At 65.1% G+C, this 15761-nt stretch carries 16 protein-coding genes; 10 read left to right on the top strand and 6 right to left on the bottom strand.

Going from position 1 to position 15761, the window contains the following annotated elements; genetic code table 11:
- Nucleotides 1-43 precede the first annotated feature (43 nt).
- Nucleotides 44-937: a LysR substrate-binding domain-containing protein gene (locus tag PJE01S_RS12475; protein ID WP_157090316.1), complete on the bottom strand. Its 894-nt coding sequence runs from the start codon at nt 935-937 to the stop codon at nt 44-46.
- A 122-nt stretch (nt 938-1059) separates the two neighbouring features.
- Between PJE01S_RS12475 and PJE01S_RS12470 the strand changes: the two genes are divergently transcribed.
- The 5 genes from PJE01S_RS12470 to PJE01S_RS12450 all read left to right on the top strand — a co-directional run bounded on the left by PJE01S_RS12470 (nt 1060) and on the right by PJE01S_RS12450 (nt 6836).
- Nucleotides 1060-1371 carry a (2Fe-2S)-binding protein gene (locus PJE01S_RS12470; RefSeq protein WP_068833954.1) on the top strand — a complete coding sequence of 104 codons (312 nt, stop codon included), beginning with the start codon at nt 1060-1062 and terminating at the stop codon, nt 1369-1371.
- Nucleotides 1353-2741, top strand: coding sequence for an FAD/NAD(P)-dependent oxidoreductase (locus tag PJE01S_RS12465; RefSeq protein WP_068833953.1), 1389 nt, complete (start codon nt 1353-1355; stop codon nt 2739-2741). Before PJE01S_RS12470 ends, PJE01S_RS12465 begins: the two co-directional genes overlap by 19 nt.
- Nucleotides 2741-3922: an NAD(P)/FAD-dependent oxidoreductase gene (locus tag PJE01S_RS12460; protein WP_068833952.1), complete on the top strand. Its 1182-nt coding sequence runs from the start codon at nt 2741-2743 to the stop codon at nt 3920-3922. The genes PJE01S_RS12465 and PJE01S_RS12460 overlap by 1 nt, the downstream gene beginning before the upstream one ends.
- A 29-nt stretch (nt 3923-3951) precedes the next feature.
- A complete protein-coding gene (locus tag PJE01S_RS12455) occupies nt 3952-4995 on the top strand; it encodes a membrane dipeptidase (protein ID WP_068833951.1) in 1044 nt (347 codons plus the stop codon).
- Nucleotides 4996-5216: 221 nt separating this feature from the next.
- Complete coding sequence (locus tag PJE01S_RS12450) at nt 5217-6836, top strand: ABC transporter substrate-binding protein (RefSeq protein WP_068833950.1); 1620 nt, start codon at nt 5217-5219, stop codon at nt 6834-6836.
- A 218-nt stretch (nt 6837-7054) separates the two neighbouring features.
- Here PJE01S_RS12450 and PJE01S_RS12445 read toward each other — a convergent pair whose 3' ends face one another.
- Nucleotides 7055-7414, bottom strand: a complete 360-nt coding sequence (locus PJE01S_RS12445; protein ID WP_068833949.1) for a cupin domain-containing protein — start codon at nt 7412-7414, stop codon at nt 7055-7057.
- Nucleotides 7415-7601: 187 nt separating this feature from the next.
- On the opposite strand from PJE01S_RS12445, the gene PJE01S_RS12440 reads away from it, so the two are divergent.
- Genes PJE01S_RS12440 through PJE01S_RS12430 form a run of 3 tightly spaced genes read left to right on the top strand, consistent with a single transcriptional unit; the run spans nt 7602 to nt 9886 of the window.
- The gene (locus tag PJE01S_RS12440; protein WP_068833948.1) at nt 7602-7973 is read left to right on the top strand and encodes a helix-turn-helix domain-containing protein; all 372 of its coding nucleotides are present in this window, start codon (nt 7602-7604) and stop codon (nt 7971-7973) included.
- 38 nt (nt 7974-8011) lie between these two features.
- Nucleotides 8012-8710 (top strand): HAD-IA family hydrolase, encoded by a 699-nt coding sequence (locus tag PJE01S_RS12435; protein WP_068833947.1) that lies wholly within the window; start codon nt 8012-8014, stop codon nt 8708-8710.
- Nucleotides 8711-8713: 3 nt separating this feature from the next.
- Nucleotides 8714-9886 (top strand): M20 aminoacylase family protein, encoded by a 1173-nt coding sequence (locus PJE01S_RS12430; protein WP_068833946.1) that lies wholly within the window; start codon nt 8714-8716, stop codon nt 9884-9886.
- Nucleotides 9887-10029: 143 nt separating this feature from the next.
- On the opposite strand, the gene PJE01S_RS12425 is transcribed toward PJE01S_RS12430, so the two are convergent.
- Nucleotides 10030-10944, bottom strand: a complete 915-nt coding sequence (locus PJE01S_RS12425; RefSeq protein ID WP_068833945.1) for an alpha/beta hydrolase — start codon at nt 10942-10944, stop codon at nt 10030-10032.
- 72 nt (nt 10945-11016) lie between these two features.
- Nucleotides 11017-12492, bottom strand: a complete 1476-nt coding sequence (locus PJE01S_RS12420; protein ID WP_068833944.1) for a M20 family metallopeptidase — start codon at nt 12490-12492, stop codon at nt 11017-11019.
- A gap of 192 nt (nt 12493-12684) precedes the next feature.
- Between PJE01S_RS12420 and PJE01S_RS12415 the strand changes: the two genes are divergently transcribed.
- Nucleotides 12685-13545: a DUF72 domain-containing protein gene (locus PJE01S_RS12415; RefSeq protein ID WP_068833943.1), complete on the top strand. Its 861-nt coding sequence runs from the start codon at nt 12685-12687 to the stop codon at nt 13543-13545.
- A gap of 12 nt (nt 13546-13557) precedes the next feature.
- Here PJE01S_RS12415 and asd read toward each other — a convergent pair whose 3' ends face one another.
- Nucleotides 13558-14412 (bottom strand): archaetidylserine decarboxylase, encoded by an 855-nt coding sequence (asd, locus tag PJE01S_RS12410; protein ID WP_068833942.1) that lies wholly within the window; start codon nt 14410-14412, stop codon nt 13558-13560.
- A 163-nt stretch (nt 14413-14575) separates the two neighbouring features.
- On the opposite strand from asd, the gene PJE01S_RS12405 reads away from it, so the two are divergent.
- Entirely contained in the window at nt 14576-15280 is a 705-nt protein-coding gene (locus PJE01S_RS12405; protein ID WP_068833941.1) for an SDR family oxidoreductase, read from the top strand.
- Nucleotides 15281-15521: 241 nt separating this feature from the next.
- On the opposite strand, the gene PJE01S_RS12400 is transcribed toward PJE01S_RS12405, so the two are convergent.
- Complete coding sequence (locus PJE01S_RS12400) at nt 15522-15710, bottom strand: heavy-metal-associated domain-containing protein (protein ID WP_068833940.1); 189 nt, start codon at nt 15708-15710, stop codon at nt 15522-15524.
- Between the last annotated feature and the right edge of the window lie 51 nt (nt 15711-15761).

The raw sequence follows: 15761 nt of genomic DNA, 5'->3' as shown, positions 1-15761 counted from the left end.
GGAGCTCTCGTCGGGCGGCTGGCGCGTTCTTGGAAAAGGGTTGTCAGCCGCGTCGCGACAGCTCGGTCACGGCAGCGCGCAGGTCGCGCCCGAATTCGCGGCCATAGCGCGTCTGCGGTCGCAGGGTGCTGGTCGACAGCACAATCTCCAGAGACACTTCCGGGCAGAACGGCCGCACCTCGAGTGCGCCGTAGCTTGTCCACGGCACCAGTCCATCGACCAGCGCCACGCCGAGCCCGCGCTGCACCAGGGGCAGAGCGCCGATCGACAGCGAGATTTCAATCTGCACCTGGCGCTCGACGCCGGCTTCTGTAAATGCCACTTCGAGCATGGTGCCTACCCGCGTGTTCACACCGTAGCTGATCAGCGCCTGTCCGGCCAGATCGGCCGGCGTGACGACCTTGAGGTCGGCCAGCGGCGAGTCGTGGCGCATCAGCGCGACGATGGCGGCCTTGCCCAGCGACTCGCAACGGATTTGTGGTTCGCTTGACTGCTGCATCGTCACGCCGAGGTCGATATCACCGACCAGGATGTGCTCGTCGATGGCCTCGGCCGGCAGGGTTTGCAGCACAACGCGCAGCCCGGGGTTGCGCTGGCGGAAGCGCTCAATCGCATGCGGTAGCAAGGCAAAGGTCGGCGGCGCGCTGGCGCCTACGCGCAGCAGGCCGAGTTGTTTGTCGCGGATGCGATCCGACAGCCCCTGGAGCACCACGATCTCTCGAAATATGCGGTCGGCATCGCGGTACAGCAGTTGCGCCTCTGCCGTCGGCACCAGTCGCCCGCCGAGGCGCTCGAACAGCCTGTAGCCGATCTGAATCTCAAAATGGCGCAGCACCTTGCTCACGGCCGGCTGCGAGACGTGCAGCGACTCAGCGGCGGCGGTTAATGAGCGGTTGCGCATGATGGCGCGGAAGACCTCGAGCTGGCGGGCGTTCATGACCGGGCCACTATAACCAGGGGTTTGGCATTTCACAACAATTGATATTGGCCTGCAGCGCCGGCGCGGTCCAGAATTGTTTCCATGAACTTCTTACCTCACCGCCACGGCGGCAGCGCCGCATGAATACGGGGCGTTTCATCCGCCTCGCCGAGACGGCTCGCGCATCGGTCCAGTTGCAGGCCAACGGCCGCACGATCAGCGCGCTCGAAGGTGACACCCTGATGGTCGCGTTGCTCGGCAACCTCGGTCATTTGCGCCACTCTGAATTCGGTGACGGCGTGCGATCGGGCTTCTGCCTGATGGGCGCCTGCCAGGACTGCTGGGTCTGGACCGAAGACGGCGAACGGCTGCGCGCCTGCACCACCGCCGTGCGCGAAGGCTTGCGCATTGTCACCCACCCACCGGAGGTGTCATGGCCCAAGCACGCGTGATCGTCGTCGGCGCCGGGCCGGCGGGCGTGCGATGCGCACAGACGCTAGTCGAGGCGGGCCTCAAGCCCATCTTGATTGAGGAGGGCCGCCGCGACGGCGGGCAGATCTACCGCCGTCAACCTGAGGGCTTCAAACGGGTCTATGCCGCGCTGTACGGCACCGAAGCGGCCAAGGCCGAGGACTTGCACCGCAGCTTCGACGCGCTGCGTCCGCAGATTGACTACCGACCCGAGACGCTGGCCTGGAACGTGACGGCGGGCAAGCTGCACGTGGTGCATGACCACACGCATACCGAGACGCTGCGCTACGACGCCCTGGTCGCGTGCAGTGGGGCCACCGACCGCCTGATGCCGGTCGAGGGCTGGAACCTGGCCGGCTGCTACAGCCTCGGCGCGGCGCAGATTGCGCTCAAGTCCCAGGCCTGCGCGATCGGACGGCGCGTGGTCTTCATGGGCACGGGCCCGCTGCTCTACCTGGTGGCCTTGCAGTATGTGAAGGCTGGCGCCAAGGTGCTAGCCGTGCTCGACACCTCGGCCTTCAGCCGGCGCCTGCGCGCCTTGCCCGCATTGGCAGCCCGGCCCGACGTGCTGATCAAGGGCATGTTGTTGACCGCCGCGCTGCGCAGGTCCGGTGTCGAAGTACACACCGGCGTGACGCCGTTGCGCATCAGGGGCACGCCCGAAGCCGGCGTGCAGGGCGTGGTCGTGCGTGATGGCAAGGGCCGCGAGCTGAGCTTCGACTGCGACGCGGTAAGCCTCGGCTACCACCTGCGCGCCGAAACCCAGCTCGCCGACCTGGCGCGGTGCGCGTTCCGCTTTGACGCCGAGTCGAGACAGTGGCTGCCCAAGATCGATGTCGACGGCCGCAGCAGCATGGCCGGCGTCTACCTGGCCGGCGACGGTGCGCGCCTCCTTGGCGCTGACGGCGCCGAGGCCGCAGGCCGCCTGGCTGCACTGGCGGTGCTGTCCGACCTCGGCCACCAGGTGCCGCAGGACAAGATAACGGCGCTGCGCCGCACGCTCGAGAAGATGGACCGTTTCCGCCGAGGGCTGCTTCAGGCTTTCCCGTGGCCGCACGAGCAGGCTGCCACGCTGCCCGACGCTGCGGTGGTGTGCCGCTGCGAAACCATCACCGCCGGGGAACTGCGCCGCGCCGTCACCGAGATGGGTGGCTGCGAGATGAACCGCACCAAGGCCTTCAGCCGCGTCGGCATGGGCCGCTGCCAGGGTCGGTACTGCGGCCATGCCGCGGCCGAGGTCGTGGCGCATGCGGCTGGCGTGCCGATCGAGATGGTGGGCCGGCTGCGCGGGCAAGGCCCGGTGAAGCCGCTGCCGATGGCGGCCCTCGAAGCCGCGGGGGGAGTCGCCTGATGGGACAAGAATTGAGAGCCGATGTCGTCATCATTGGCGGCGGGCTGATGGGTGCGTCCAGCGCCTTCTTCCTGCGCAAGCGCGGCCGCTCGGTGATCCTGCTCGAGCGCGGCCTGGTCGGCCAGCAGGCCAGCGGCGTGAACTTCGGCAACGTGCGCAGGCAAGGCCGCTTCCTGCCGCAGTTGCCGCTGGCGCATCGCTCGCGCGCCATCTGGGGCCAAATGAAAGAGTTGATCGGCGACGACGCCGAGTTCCTGGCCACCGGCCATGTGCGCGGCGTCTACGACGAGGCGCAGGCCGCGGTGGTCGAGAAGTACGCCGCCGACGCCCGCGGCTGGGGGCTCGATCTCGAGATCGTCGGCGGTAGCGAGTTCCGCCGCCGCTTTCCGTTTTTCGGCCCGGAGGTGATCTGCGGCTCCTACTCGCCCAACGATGGGCATGCCAACCCCCGCCTGGCAGCGCCCGCCTTCGGCCGCGCGGCCAAGCGCGAAGGCGCCCAGGTGATGGAGAACTGCGAGGTGCTGTCGGTCGAGAAGGAAGGAGAGGACTTCCGCGTGCAGACCGCTGACGGCCGCACGGTGCGCGCCCCGGCGGCGCTGATCTGCGCCGGCGCCTGGGGCGACAAGCTGTCGGCCGCCTTCGGCGAGCCGGTGCCGATGACGCCGCATGGTCCCACGATGGGCGTCAGCGAGCCGATGCCCTACGGCATCATTCCGGTGGTGGGTGTGTCGAGCAAGGTGCCGCACGAGGTGGTGTACTTTCGCCAGGTCAAACGCGGCAACATCGTGTTCGGTGGTGGTCTGCGCGGCCCGGCCTACCCGGACCTGAAGCGTGCCTACGTGCTGCCCGAGAACACGCTGCGCCAGTTGCGCGAACTGCGCCGGCTGGCGCCGGGTCTGGGCAAGCTGCAGCTGCTGCGAACGTGGAGTGGCATCGAGGGCTACCTGCGCGACGAGCTGCCGGTGATGGGTCCCAGCGCCCGTGCCAGCGGCCTGTACTACGCCTTTGGTTTCTGCGGGCATGGCTTCCAGCTCGGCCCCGGCGTCGGCGATGTCATGGCTGAACTGATTGACACGGGTGCCACCAGCACGCCCATCGAACCCTTTCACATCCAGCGTTTCGCCGCCTCGCCACTGAGCGCGGGCTACAACTCTTCGGCACCGGCGAAGGCCGCTGCCTGATTTCAAACCATTTTCTTCTGGAGTTCCCCATGTCCGTTACCGCCCATCCCGCTGAAGCCCTGATCGCTGACGGCCAGACGCGCCGCTTCCACGAAACCAGCCTCGTGTTCGACGGCCTGGCGATCGCCTATGTGCTCGACGAGAAATACACCCAGCGCGCGCTCGAAGGCGGCGTCAACGCCGCCAACGTGACCTTCGCGCTGGAGGAGAACTGGGACAAGACGCTGCACAACTTCGAACGCCACCTGTCCAAGATCGACAAGAGCCCGCTGCTGATGCTGTGCAAGACTGCCAACGACGTGTTGGCCGCCCAGGAGAAGGGCAAGCTTGGCATCGTGATCGGCACCCAGGGCGCCAGCATGATCGAGGACTCAGACCAGTTCTGGCGCCTGGAGGCCATGGCGCGCATGGGCCTGCGCTTCCTCGGTCTGGCCTACACAACGGCCAACGCGCTGGGCGACGGCTGCGGCGAGAAACGCGACGCAGGCCTCACCTACCTCGGCGAGGAACTGATCGCGCTAGCCAATACGCTGCCGCTGATGCTCGACCTGTCGCACTGCGGCCACCGCACGCGCGCCGAGGCCACCATGCTGGCGCGCGCGCCGGTATGCACCCATTCGAACAGTGACGCGCTGCGCGCCAACGGCCGCAACACAACCGACGCGACGGTCAAGGCCATGGCCGCCAAGGGCGGAATGATCGGCGTGTGCGGCTTGCCGCAATCGCTGTCCGACGAGACGCCCACCCTGGACGACTTGCTCAATCACCTCGACCACTTCGTCAAGCTGGTTGGCGTTGAACACGTCGGCATCGGCATGGATTATGTCGAAGCGTTCCAGGAGCAGGCAGCGGTGGTGGCGCCGCCCAGCGTGGTGACCTGGCGCACGCGCCGCCCGGACATCTTCGGTCCGCTGTCGGCGTTTGGCCGTCAGTCGTACCCGATCGGCGTCGAGTCTGTGCGCAAGATGCCGAACTTCACGCAAGGACTGTTCGACCGCGGCTATTCGGCCGACGATGTTGAGGCGCTGGTTGGCGGCAACTGGCTGCGCGCGATGCGCAAATTTTGCGGCTGAAAGCCGCGATCGATCGCCTGTCAATGGATTCACGCTATGAGCATCAGCGCTACGGTGGGGCCGTCGCCGGCCGTGTCAAAGGAACTCGACGCCTGGAAGCCATTTCTCGATGTGCTGAAGAACGCTCTGCGCCGCACTTGCAAGAAGTGGAAGATTGCTTGCAAAAACTGTCCTGAACCATCCCTTCCCTTGTTAACCCCCACCACTCCAGGAGATCCGCCATGAACGAGAGCAAGAAACTGCAAGCCCTGATCGGCCCCCAGGAAAGCATGCGCATGATGAATGCGATGCAACGCGGCGCCAGCCGACGCGACGTGCTCGCGATGCTCATGGCCGGCGGCATGCAGGCCGCGTTGGCCGGCAGCATTGCGGGCATGGCCGGCGCCGCCCATGCGCAGACCCCGCGCCGCGGCGGGCGTATTCGGGTGGCTGGCCATACCGCCGCCGTGAGCGATACGCTGGATCCTGCCAGACAGTCCAATCACAGCGACTATATCCGTTGCAATATGTCCTACAACGGTTTGACAGTGCTGGACGGCAGCCTGACGCCGCAGCCGGCGCTGGCAGAAGAGTTCTTCACCAAGGACGCCATTACCTGGGTCTTCAAGCTGCGCAAGGGCGTGCAGTTCCATGATGGGAAGCCACTGACGCCGGCCGATGTTGTGTTTTCACTCATGCGCCACAAGGACCCTGCGACGGGCTCCAAAGCCAAGGTCCTGGCCGATCAGATGGACGACGTGAAGGCGACTGGCCCGAATGAAGTCACCATCCGGCTCACGGCGCCCAACGCCGACCTGCCAGTCGTCCTCGGCACGTTCCACTTCCACATTGTCAAGGACGGCACGACCGACTTCACTGCAGGCATAGGCACGGGTCCCTACAAAATCAAGGAATTCAAGCCTGGTGTACGCTCAATCTCGGTGCGCAACGAGGCCTACTGGAAGCCGGGCCGCCCCTACCTCGACGAGATCGAGTACGTGGGCATCGGCGACGAAGGCGCGCGCGTCAACGCAATGCTGTCCGGCGATCTGGATCTTGTCGCCGCGGTCAATCCGCGCTCCGTGCAGCGCGTGCGCGACTCGGCCGGTCATACGATCTTTGAAACTCAGGCGGGGCTGTACACGGATCTGGTGATGCGCCGCGACGGTGGTCCGGGCGCCAATCCTGACTTCGTGCTGGCCATGAAATACATGATGGATCGTGAGCAGATAAAGCGTTCGATCACGCTGGGTCATTCGGTGATTGCCAACGATCAGCCGATCGATCCGACCAACCGTTTCTACTTCGCCGGCCTGCCGCAGCGGCCTTTCGACCTTGACAAAGCCAAGTTCCATCTGAAGAAAGCCAACCTCGGCAGCAGCCCGGTGCCTATTGTGGCTTCGCCGGCCGCGGACTATTCTGTGGAAATTGCTCTTGTCATGCAACAAACCGCGCAGAAGCTGGGCTTGAACCTGGACGTCAAGCGCATGCCCGCCGACGGCTACTGGGCCAATCACTGGATGAAGAGCCCCATAGGCTTCGGCAGCGTCAATCCCCGCCCGAGTGCGGACACACTGTTCACGCAATTCTTCAAGTCTGACGCGGCCTGGAATGAGTCTGGCTGGAAAAACGACAAGTTCGACCAGCTGCTGCTGGCCGCGCGTGCCGAGACAGACATTGCCAAGCGCAACAAGATGTACGCCGACATGCAGGTGATGGTTCACGAGCAGGGCGGCATTGGCATCCCGCTATTCCTGGCCAGCATCGACGCCCACTCGAAGAAACTCAAGGGCCTGTCGTCGATTCCAGTGGGCGGCCTGATGGGCTATGCCTTTGCTGAACACGTCTGGCTGGAGGCATGAGCCCCCACGCTCGGCACTGCGTGTCCTCGCTGCCCCCCGAGGGGGCGCTGCGCCTGCGGCCCGGCAAAGCCGGTTCCGCGGCCCCTGCGGGAAGGGGAGGTTGTATCGCGCGACGCACGGTCATCATTTTCACTGCGTGTAATGCGGTGCCCCCCGAGGGGCATGCCTTCCTTGGGGCGGCTAGGCGGAAGGCCGCTTCATTGCCGTTCGTGCGGTTTTCAGGCCTGTGAGGCGAACACCACGTACACCTTGCGCAGCGTCTCGCGGATGTGCCACACCCCGGTGGTGTTGGCGGGAAAGAAAAGCGTGTCGCCTGCCGTGATTTCCAGCGGCTCGCCGCCCGTCGGGGTGAAACTGCAGATGCCCGAGAGGATATGCATCACCTCGGCCTCGGCAATCTGCCGCTCGAAGCGGCCGGGGTTGCATTCCCAGAGGCCGCAGCCGTTGTTGCCGGCACCGGCCAGGGTGATATCGAGGCCGCGCATCCGGCACGGCGGCTCGCTCAGGGGACGGCCGACGACGCCCTGGTCATTGAGCGGGGACAGGGTGGCGCTTTGGGAAAGAATCTGGATGGACATGGATTTGTGAACAAAAAAATGGAAGACGGCCCAGCGTAGCGGCGCACTCCCTTGCGGGATTGGACGCTCTTGTCGCGCTTTCGATTCCGGCACGATCTGCGCACCAGGCGCCTCAATTCGCAATGGCCTGCCGCACCGGGCGCCACTTACGGTGCCATCGTCGGCGTGGCCGGCCTAAGCTGTCGACATGCCTTCCCATTCCCGGATACCCCAGATACCCCAAACACCGCCCCCCGCCTGCAGGCTTGACGGCGTCCTGGCGCACATCGACACGCACTTGGGTGAACCCTTGCCACTGGAAAGCCTGGCGGCCATGGTCGGCCTGAGCGTGTGGCGCTTTGCCACGGTGTTTCGCGAGCGCGTGGGGGTGTCACCGCACCGCTATATCTGCAGCCGGCGCGTGCGCCATGCGCAGGCCTTGCTGCGCCAGGGCATGCCCCTGGCCAGCGTCGCGAGCGCCGTCGGCTTTTGCGACCAGAGCCACCTTTCGCGCCGCTTCAAGCACCTGTGCAGCATGACGCCGGGCCAGTACCAGTCCCAGCACCGGCGGAATCACTAAGTCCGGCGGTTTCTTTTTTTTCAAGGAGTTTCACCACTATGTCCCTGCAAGATTTCAAGGTCCTCACGTTCGACGTGGTGGGCACGTTGATCGACTTCGAACGCGGCATGCTTGACTATCTGCACCATGCCGTGCCTGACGCCACCGTAAGCGACGACGATTTCCTTGCCGCATACCGCGCCGCGCGCGCCAGCGACCACAGCGGCGCCTTTCCCGATGACCTTGTGCGCGTGTGGGGCGAGGTGGCGGCCGCCGTCGGCCTGCCCGATACGCCGGAACTGGCCAAGGGCCTGCGCGACTCGGCCGCCCAATGGCCGGCTTTCGCCGATTCGGTGCAGGCGCTGCAGCGCCTTCGCAAACGCTTCAAGCTCGTGGCGATGACCAATGCGCAGCGCTGGGCCCTGAACCATTTTGAGCGGACGCTGGGCATGCCCTTCGACGACAGCGTGACGTGCGACGATGCCCGGTGCGAAAAGCCGGACCCGCGTTTCTTCTCATTTGCACGCGGCCTCCTGAGCACGCGCGGCTTCAGCCAGGCCGACAACCTGCATGTGGCGCAAAGCCAGTACCACGACATCGGCGTGGCGAAAAGCCTGGGCCTTTCGACCTGCTGGATCGAACGGCGCCATGGCCAGCCCGGCTTTGGCGGCACGCTGGCCGTCAAGCAGATCACGACACCCGATTTCCACTTCCATACCCTCGCCCAGCTGGCCGACGCCGTGGATGCCGCGGCCTGAGCCATGCAGCATTTCCACGCACCGGATGACGTCGAGGACCTGCTGCCGGAACTCATCGCGCTGCGGCACGACCTGCACGCCCATCCAGAACTGGCTTTCAACGAACACCGTACGGCAAGCATCGTGGCTGGCGCCTTGCGCGAGTCCGGGCTGGAGGTTCACGAAGGCATAGGCGGAACAGGCGTGGTGGGCGTATTGCGCCATGGCAGCGGCTCACGCAGCGTGGGCCTGCGCGCCGACATGGACGCGCTGCCCGTCACCGAGCAAAGCGGGCTGGCGCATGCCAGCACCACGGCCGGCATCCATCATGGCTGCGGGCATGACGGGCACACCAGCATGCTGCTGGGCGCCGCGAGACAGCTGGCGCGCACGCGGCGCTTCGACGGCACCGTGCACTTCATCTTTCAGCCTGCGGAGGAAGGCCGTGGTGGCGCGAAAGCCATGGTCGAGGATGGTCTGTTCGACCGCTTTCCGTGCGACGCGGTCTACGCCCTGCACAACTGGCCCGACTTGCCGCTGGGCACGGCGCAGACCCGGCCCGGCGCCATCATGGCCGCGGCCGACCGGTTCGACATCAACGTGTCCGGGCGCGGCGGCCATGCGGCCCAGCCGCATCACACGGCCGATGCCGTGCTGGCCGCGAGCACCCTGGTAACACAGCTGCACACCATCATCTCGCGCCGCATCGATCCCGGTGAGTCCGCCGTCCTGTCGGTGACGCGCATCGAGGGCGGCACCTCCCACAACGTACTGCCCGCCAGCGTGGGCATCAAGGGCACGGTGCGCAGCTTCGATCCCGGCACTCAGGACCGCATTGAAGCGGCGCTGAGGCAGACTGCCCAGGGCATCGCGATGGCCAGCGGAACCGATATCGAGGTGAAATACACCCGCTACTACCCAGCCACCGTCAACAGCGCCCCGCACTCGGCGCTGGCCCTGCAGGCCGCAGCCGCCGCAGGTTTGCGCGCAGAGCTTGCGGCCCGTCCCGCGTTCACTTCCGAAGATTTTGCGTTCATGCTGAATGCGCGGCCAGGCGCTTACCTATGGCTGGGCCAGGGACGTGGCAACGGCGCGGATGCGCCTTTGCATCACCCGCGCTACGACTTCAACGACGATGCGATGGCGTTGGGTGTCCGCTGGTTCACCATGGCCGCCGAGCTGGAACTGGCCAGCTGAGCATTTCAGCTCAGGCGGCTTGATGGTTATGCCGGGCGGTCGATTGCAAGAAAGCTGAATCTCGCCAGATTAAATTCCTCACCAGTCGCTATCAATTAAATAGCTGCTCATGCACTATTTGCTTGTACTACAACCATTTTTATTCAAAAGCGGGCATCCAGCCAGGCTTTGAGCACATCAAACACCGGGGCTGCGTCGACCTCGTTGAAGAGCTCGTGGTAGAAGCCGTCAAAGCATTTGGTGCTTACCATCCCCGGTTTGACGGCGGGCGAACTGGCGGCAGTTTCGGCAAAAGCACGGCTGCCCGCGGGATTGACGAGCCGGTCGGCACCGGCATACATCAGCAGGGTGGGCGTGCGCCAGCGGGCCGCCGCCGCGACCGTGGCCGGGCCGGCGTCGGCGATGAACTTGCCCAGGCGCGCAGAAATTTTGTTGTGCACCCGCCGGTCGGCCAGATAGCGTTGAACGACCTTGGGGTCGTGGGAAAGGTAGCGGGCATCCAGCCCATTGCCCACGCAAAGATTGGGCGCCAGTGTCGGCATCACGGCCAGCAACAGTTTCTGCAATCCGTTGAGCCCGGCATCGAGTGCCGACGACGACATCACCAGACCGTCGACCGGGCGCATGTTGAGCGCGACAAAGCGGCTCACCACCAGGCCGCCCAGGCTGTGCCCGAGCAGAATCAAGGGCAGGGGTGAGCCGTCTGCGCCGCCAGCCCCATGCGGCAGGTGCCGGCGGTGCAGCCGCGTGTCGTCAACGATCTCCGCCAGATCGTCGAGCAGGGCGGTGTCATTGGGCAGCACGCCGCGCGCGCCCCCCGATTCCCCATGGCCGCGCTGGTCATAGGCGCGCACCGCAAAACCCCAGTCGAGCAGCCGGCTCGCCACATGCTCGTAGCGGCTGGCATGCTCGCCCAGGCCGTGAACAATCAGCACCACCGCGCGGGGCGGCGGTGCATCCTGGCCCATTTCACTGTCCCAGGCGTCGATCGGCCACTCGTAAAGCGCCAGGTTTTCGCCGTCGCGGGTGGTGAAGGGCGCTAAAACCGTGGAATGCATGCTGCCGGCGCCTGGCTTGAAAAAAACCGCGCCTTACAGGGTGCGGTTGAATGCGAGACCGGGCACGCAGATTCAGCCAGGCACCCGGGCCATCACATGGGCGACGGCGGCGGTCAGCTTCTTGGCATAGGGCACGTTCAAAAATTCGTTGGGCCCGTGCGCATTGCTCTTGGGGCCCAGCACGCCGCAAACCATCATTTGCGCCTTGGGAAAGCCCTGGCTGAGCAGGCCCATCAGCGGAATCGTGCCGCCCTGGCCAATCGTGCCGCAGGGCGCGCCAAAGAAACTCTGCGACGCGTCGTTCAGCGCATTTTCAAACCAGGGCGCCGTGCTGGGCGCATTCCAGCCGGTGGCGCCGCCATTGCTTTCAAAGGTGACCTTGGCCTGGTAGGGCGCGTTGTCTTCCAGCAGGGCCTTGAGCTCCTGCACCGCCGCGCCGGCGTCGATCAGCGGCGGAAAGCGCAGCGAGAGCTTGAAGGCGGTGTAGGGGCGCAGCACATTGCCGGCGTCCTTGAGCGCCGGAAAGCCCTCGGCACCGGTCACGCTGAGCGTGGGCCGCCAGGTGCGGTTGAGCAGCGCCTCCACCGGATCGGTGGTGGTGGGCAGGGCAAAACTGGTCGAGCCCTGACAGTCGTAATGCGCCCACGGAAAGCGTTTGTAAATTTCGTCACCGAGGATTTTGGCCGTGGCCTGGGCCTGGGCCAGCCGCTCGGCCGGGATTTCGCAATGAAAGCTTTGCGGCAGCAGGCGGCCGGTCTTGCTGTCTTCCAGGCGGTCCAGCACCTGGCGCAGGATGCGAAAGCTGGACGGCACCAGGCCGCTGGCGTCGCCCGAGTGCACGCCCTCGGTCAGCACCTCGACCTTGAGCACGCCCGCCGCGTTGCCGCGCAGGCTGGTGGTCAGCCACAGCTGGTCGTAGTTGCCGGCGCCTGAATCGAGGCAGACCACTAACGCGACCTCGCCGAGGCGCTCGCGCAGGGCGTTGACATAGGGCAGCAGGTCGTAGGAGCCGCTTTCCTCGCAGGTTTCAATCAGGCCGACGATGCGCGGATGCGCCACGCCCTGGCTTTTAAGCGCCTGCACGGCGGCAATGCTGGCATAGACCGCGTAGCCGTCATCGGCGGCGCCGCGGCCGTACAGCTTGCCGTCCTCGTATTTGGGCGTCCACGGGCCCAGGTCATTGCGCCAGCCGGTGAACTCAGGCTGCTTGTCGAGGTGGCCATACATCAGCACGGTTTGCGTGGAATCGGCGCGCGTGGCCGGGATTTCAAAAAACAGCACCGGCGTGCGGCCTTCCAGGCGCACGATCTCCAGCTTCAGCCCCTCGACCTTCTGGGCCTCGACCCAGGCCGCCGCGTTGCGGATGACGGTGTCGATGTAGCCGTGCTGCGCCCAGTCGCTGTCAAAGGTGGGGGACTTGGCGGGAATGGCGATGTAGTCGGTCAGCTGCTTGACGATGTCGCCATCCCACTGGGCCGTGATCTGGGAAAGGGCCTGGGCGGCGTTGAGGACGCTGGCGGGAATCTCGCGGTGCAAGGGGGCGTTCATTGAAGGACTCCGAAAATGAGAAGGTCAGCGACGTTGCTGCGCAAGGGCGTACTTTACGCCTCCGGCCAGCACCATGCCACGGCATGCCGCACAGCCGATCACCCAGGTATTTGATTTTTGCGGCCTCGGCCTACAGGGCTTGCGCTGGCCGGCGCCGAAGATGGGCGCTGACCGAATGCCCCGAAATCCGCCATGCCCCCTTCTTCCAGCCATCCGGAATCTGCGCCTGGCGCTGTTCAAGCCCCGGCGGCCCGGCGCATCCGCGTGGGCGTGGGCGGCTGGACCTACGAACCCTGGCGCAACAACTTCTTCCCGCAAGGCCTGCCGCACAGCCGGGAACTCTCCTACGCCAGCCGCCGGCTGACTGCCATTGAAGTCAACGGCACCTATTACGGCACGCTCAAACCCGCCAGCTTTAAAAAATGGCATGACGAGACGCCTGACGATTTCGTTTTTTCGCTCAAGGCCTCGCGTTATGCGACCAACCGCCGGGTGCTGGCCGATGCCGGCGACTCCATCACCCGTTTTGTCGAGAGCGGCATCAGCGAGCTGGGCCGCAAGCTCGGCCCCATCGTCTGGCAGTTCATGCCCGGCAAGGTGTTTGAGGCGCCGGACTTCGAAGCCTTTCTGGCGCTGTTGCCGCGGCAGACTGACGGACAGGCGCTGCGTCACGTGGTGGACGTGCGCCACGAGAGCTTCATGACGCCGGACTATCTGGCGCTGGCGCGCCGCTACCAGGTGGCCACGGTGTTCACCGACGCCGACAAATTTCCGTCGTTTGCCGACCTGACCGGTGATTTTGTCTATGCCCGGCTGATGCTGAGCGAGGCCGGCCTGGCCGCGGGCTACGCGGATTCGGCACTGGACGCCTGGGCCGGGCGCGCCCGCATTTGGGCCGCCGGCGGCGCACCCGATGACCTGCCCAGCCTGAGCGAGCCGCAGCCTGCTGGCCCGCGCGATGTGTTCATCTATTTCATCAACGGCGCCAAGGAGAAGGCGCCCGCGGCGGCGATGGCCCTGCTGTCGCGGCTGGGCTTCGAGCCAGCCGCTTGAAAAGGCCGGCCCCTAGCCGTAGCTGGCCATGGCCTCGCCCAGGCGCACGCCGCGGCCCGGCGCCCAGTCGGGATTGAAGCGCAGCGGCGCTTTGGGAAACAGCATGACGACGGTGGAGCCCAGCAGGAAGCGGCCCATCTCCTGGCCCTGTTTCAGCACGATGGCGGGCTCAGTACCCGCGCCGTAATGCCACTCGCGCACCACCTTGCCGCGCGGCGGATTCACCACGCCGTGCCACACCGTGGCCATGCTGCCGACAATCGTCGCGCCGACCAGGATCAGCACGAACGGACCGCGCGCGGACTCAAACACGCAGACCACACGCTCGTTGCGCGCGAACAGCCCGGGCACGCCACGCGCGGTCACCGGATTCACGGAAAACAGCTCGCCCGGCACATGGATCATGCGGCTCAGCCGCCCCTCGCAGGGCATGTGGATGCGGTGGTAGTCCTTGGGACTCAGGTACAGCGTGGCAAAGCTGCCATCCTGGTACTGCGCCGCCAGCGCCGCATCACCGCCGACCAGCGCCGTGGTGGAGTAGCTATGGCCCTTGGCCTGAAAAATCTGGTCCTGCTCGATAGTGCCAAACTGGCTGATGGCGCCGTCGACCGGGCAAACCAGCTCGGCCTGTGCCAGGGGCCGCGCGCCGGGCTTGAGCGCGCGCGTGAAGAAATCGTTGAAGGTGGGGTAGCCGGCGATGTCGGAATTCAGCGCCTCATCCATGTTCACCTGGTATCTGGCGACAAAGCGCCGAATGATTTCAGTGGTGACCCAGCCGCGCTCACGCCCTGCTACATAGCCTGCAAACGCCGTCAGCGCCTGCTTGGGAATAAGGTATTGAGGGAGTACGGCAAAACGGTCGGTCATAGGCAGGGGCGTGAAAAGGGGAGGTTCATTCTATCGGGGGGCCAGGCCAGACGGCCAAGGGGCATTCATCGCCCATTTTCCAGCCCGGGGGACTGCGTCAAGCGGTCGCCCATGGCTGGCCTGCTCAAGTAAAGTCCTCGTTTTCAACGCAGGAGAGCAGCTTATGACAGCAGAAAAAGTCGCCATCGTCACCGCCGGCGGAAGCGGCATGGGCGCCGGGGCCGCACGCAAGCTGGCCGCCGACGGCTTCCGTGTGGCCATTTTGTCCTCCTCCGGCCAAGGCGAGGCTTTGGCGAAGGCGCTTGGCGGCCTCGGCGTGACGGGCTCCAACCAGTCGAATGAGGATCTCAAGCGACTGGTCGATCTGGTGATGGACACCTGGGGTCGTGTCGATGTGCTCGTCAACAGCGCAGGCCATGGGCCCAGGGCGCCGATACTCGATATTTCCGACGAGGATTGGCACAGAGGGCTGGAGGTCTACTTTCTCAATGTGGTTCGCCCGGCCCGCCTGGTCACGCCCATCATGCAGAAACAGAAATCCGGTGTGATCATCAACATATCCACCTTCGCGGCGTTCGAGCCCGACCCGGTGTTTCCGACTTCCGCGGTGTTCCGGGCGGGACTTGCCGCCTACACCAAGCTGTTCGCAGACAGATACGCGGCAGAGAACATTCGCATGAACAACGTGCTGCCGGGATTTATTGACAGCCTGCCGGAAAAGCAGGAATTCCGAGACCGGATTCCCATGAAGCGATACGGGAAAACCCAGGAGATTGCGGCTGTGATCGGCTTTCTGGCGTCCGAAGGCGCGGGCTACATCACCGGGCAGAACCTGCGGGTCGATGGCGGAATCACCCGGTCTGTGTAAGGCGCTTCCAGCCGCAGCCATTCACCAGCTACTTGCTATTCATTCAATAGCTGATTGAGGTCGTTTCTGGTCTGGCCTGGTCGCAAAGGGCGCTGCGACGAACTCAAGCGAGGCTTAGCCCCTTCGACAAGCTCAGCCAGAACAGCCGTTGAAGCTCAATTTTGCTATAAATTTAATAGCTTCTTGCGCCCGCAGTGCCTGGGCTGTGGCCACAAAATGCTTAAGAAGACCCAGACTTCCTTCACTGCACCGGATAACCCGCTTCAGCCAGCGCCGCAGCCACAGTCTCCCGGTCTTGCGTGGTCTGCACCGTCACTTTTTTCGTGTCCAGGTCAACGCTGACCTGGGCGTCGGGGTCGGCTTGCTTCACGGCGTTGGTGACGGCGCTGACGCAGTGGCCGCAGCTCATGGCGGGGACGTTGAATTCCATAAATAGCTCCTTGAACGGTTGAAAGTTGATGTCTGCTGGCCGAAGTCTGAA

It is taken from the genome of Polaromonas jejuensis NBRC 106434 (assembly GCF_001598235.1).
In the GTDB taxonomy this organism is placed as follows: Bacteria; Pseudomonadota; Gammaproteobacteria; order Burkholderiales; family Burkholderiaceae_C; genus Polaromonas; species Polaromonas jejuensis.
Note: the sequence above shows the minus strand (reverse complement) of the source record. Positions and strands in the feature narration are given on the sequence as shown.

What these genes read in the sequence shown, in the direction of transcription:
- PJE01S_RS12475 (WP_157090316.1), bottom strand. Translation starts at nt 937, where the DNA reads ATGAACGCCCGCCAGCTCGAGGTCTTCCGCGCCATCATGCGCAACCGC.
- PJE01S_RS12470 (WP_068833954.1), top strand. Translation starts at nt 1,060, where the DNA reads ATGAATACGGGGCGTTTCATCCGCCTCGCCGAGACGGCTCGCGCATCG.
- PJE01S_RS12465 (WP_068833953.1), top strand. Translation starts at nt 1,353, where the DNA reads ATGGCCCAAGCACGCGTGATCGTCGTCGGCGCCGGGCCGGCGGGCGTG.
- PJE01S_RS12460 (WP_068833952.1), top strand. Translation starts at nt 2,741, where the DNA reads ATGGGACAAGAATTGAGAGCCGATGTCGTCATCATTGGCGGCGGGCTG.
- PJE01S_RS12455 (WP_068833951.1), top strand. Translation starts at nt 3,952, where the DNA reads ATGTCCGTTACCGCCCATCCCGCTGAAGCCCTGATCGCTGACGGCCAG.
- PJE01S_RS12450 (WP_068833950.1), top strand. Translation starts at nt 5,217, where the DNA reads ATGAACGAGAGCAAGAAACTGCAAGCCCTGATCGGCCCCCAGGAAAGC.
- PJE01S_RS12445 (WP_068833949.1), bottom strand. Translation starts at nt 7,414, where the DNA reads ATGTCCATCCAGATTCTTTCCCAAAGCGCCACCCTGTCCCCGCTCAAT.
- PJE01S_RS12440 (WP_068833948.1), top strand. Translation starts at nt 7,602, where the DNA reads ATGCCTTCCCATTCCCGGATACCCCAGATACCCCAAACACCGCCCCCC.
- PJE01S_RS12435 (WP_068833947.1), top strand. Translation starts at nt 8,012, where the DNA reads ATGTCCCTGCAAGATTTCAAGGTCCTCACGTTCGACGTGGTGGGCACG.
- PJE01S_RS12430 (WP_068833946.1), top strand. Translation starts at nt 8,714, where the DNA reads ATGCAGCATTTCCACGCACCGGATGACGTCGAGGACCTGCTGCCGGAA.
- PJE01S_RS12425 (WP_068833945.1), bottom strand. Translation starts at nt 10,944, where the DNA reads ATGCATTCCACGGTTTTAGCGCCCTTCACCACCCGCGACGGCGAAAAC.
- PJE01S_RS12420 (WP_068833944.1), bottom strand. Translation starts at nt 12,492, where the DNA reads ATGAACGCCCCCTTGCACCGCGAGATTCCCGCCAGCGTCCTCAACGCC.
- PJE01S_RS12415 (WP_068833943.1), top strand. Translation starts at nt 12,685, where the DNA reads ATGCCCCCTTCTTCCAGCCATCCGGAATCTGCGCCTGGCGCTGTTCAA.
- asd (WP_068833942.1), bottom strand. Translation starts at nt 14,412, where the DNA reads ATGACCGACCGTTTTGCCGTACTCCCTCAATACCTTATTCCCAAGCAG.
- PJE01S_RS12405 (WP_068833941.1), top strand. Translation starts at nt 14,576, where the DNA reads ATGACAGCAGAAAAAGTCGCCATCGTCACCGCCGGCGGAAGCGGCATG.
- PJE01S_RS12400 (WP_068833940.1), bottom strand. Translation starts at nt 15,710, where the DNA reads ATGGAATTCAACGTCCCCGCCATGAGCTGCGGCCACTGCGTCAGCGCC.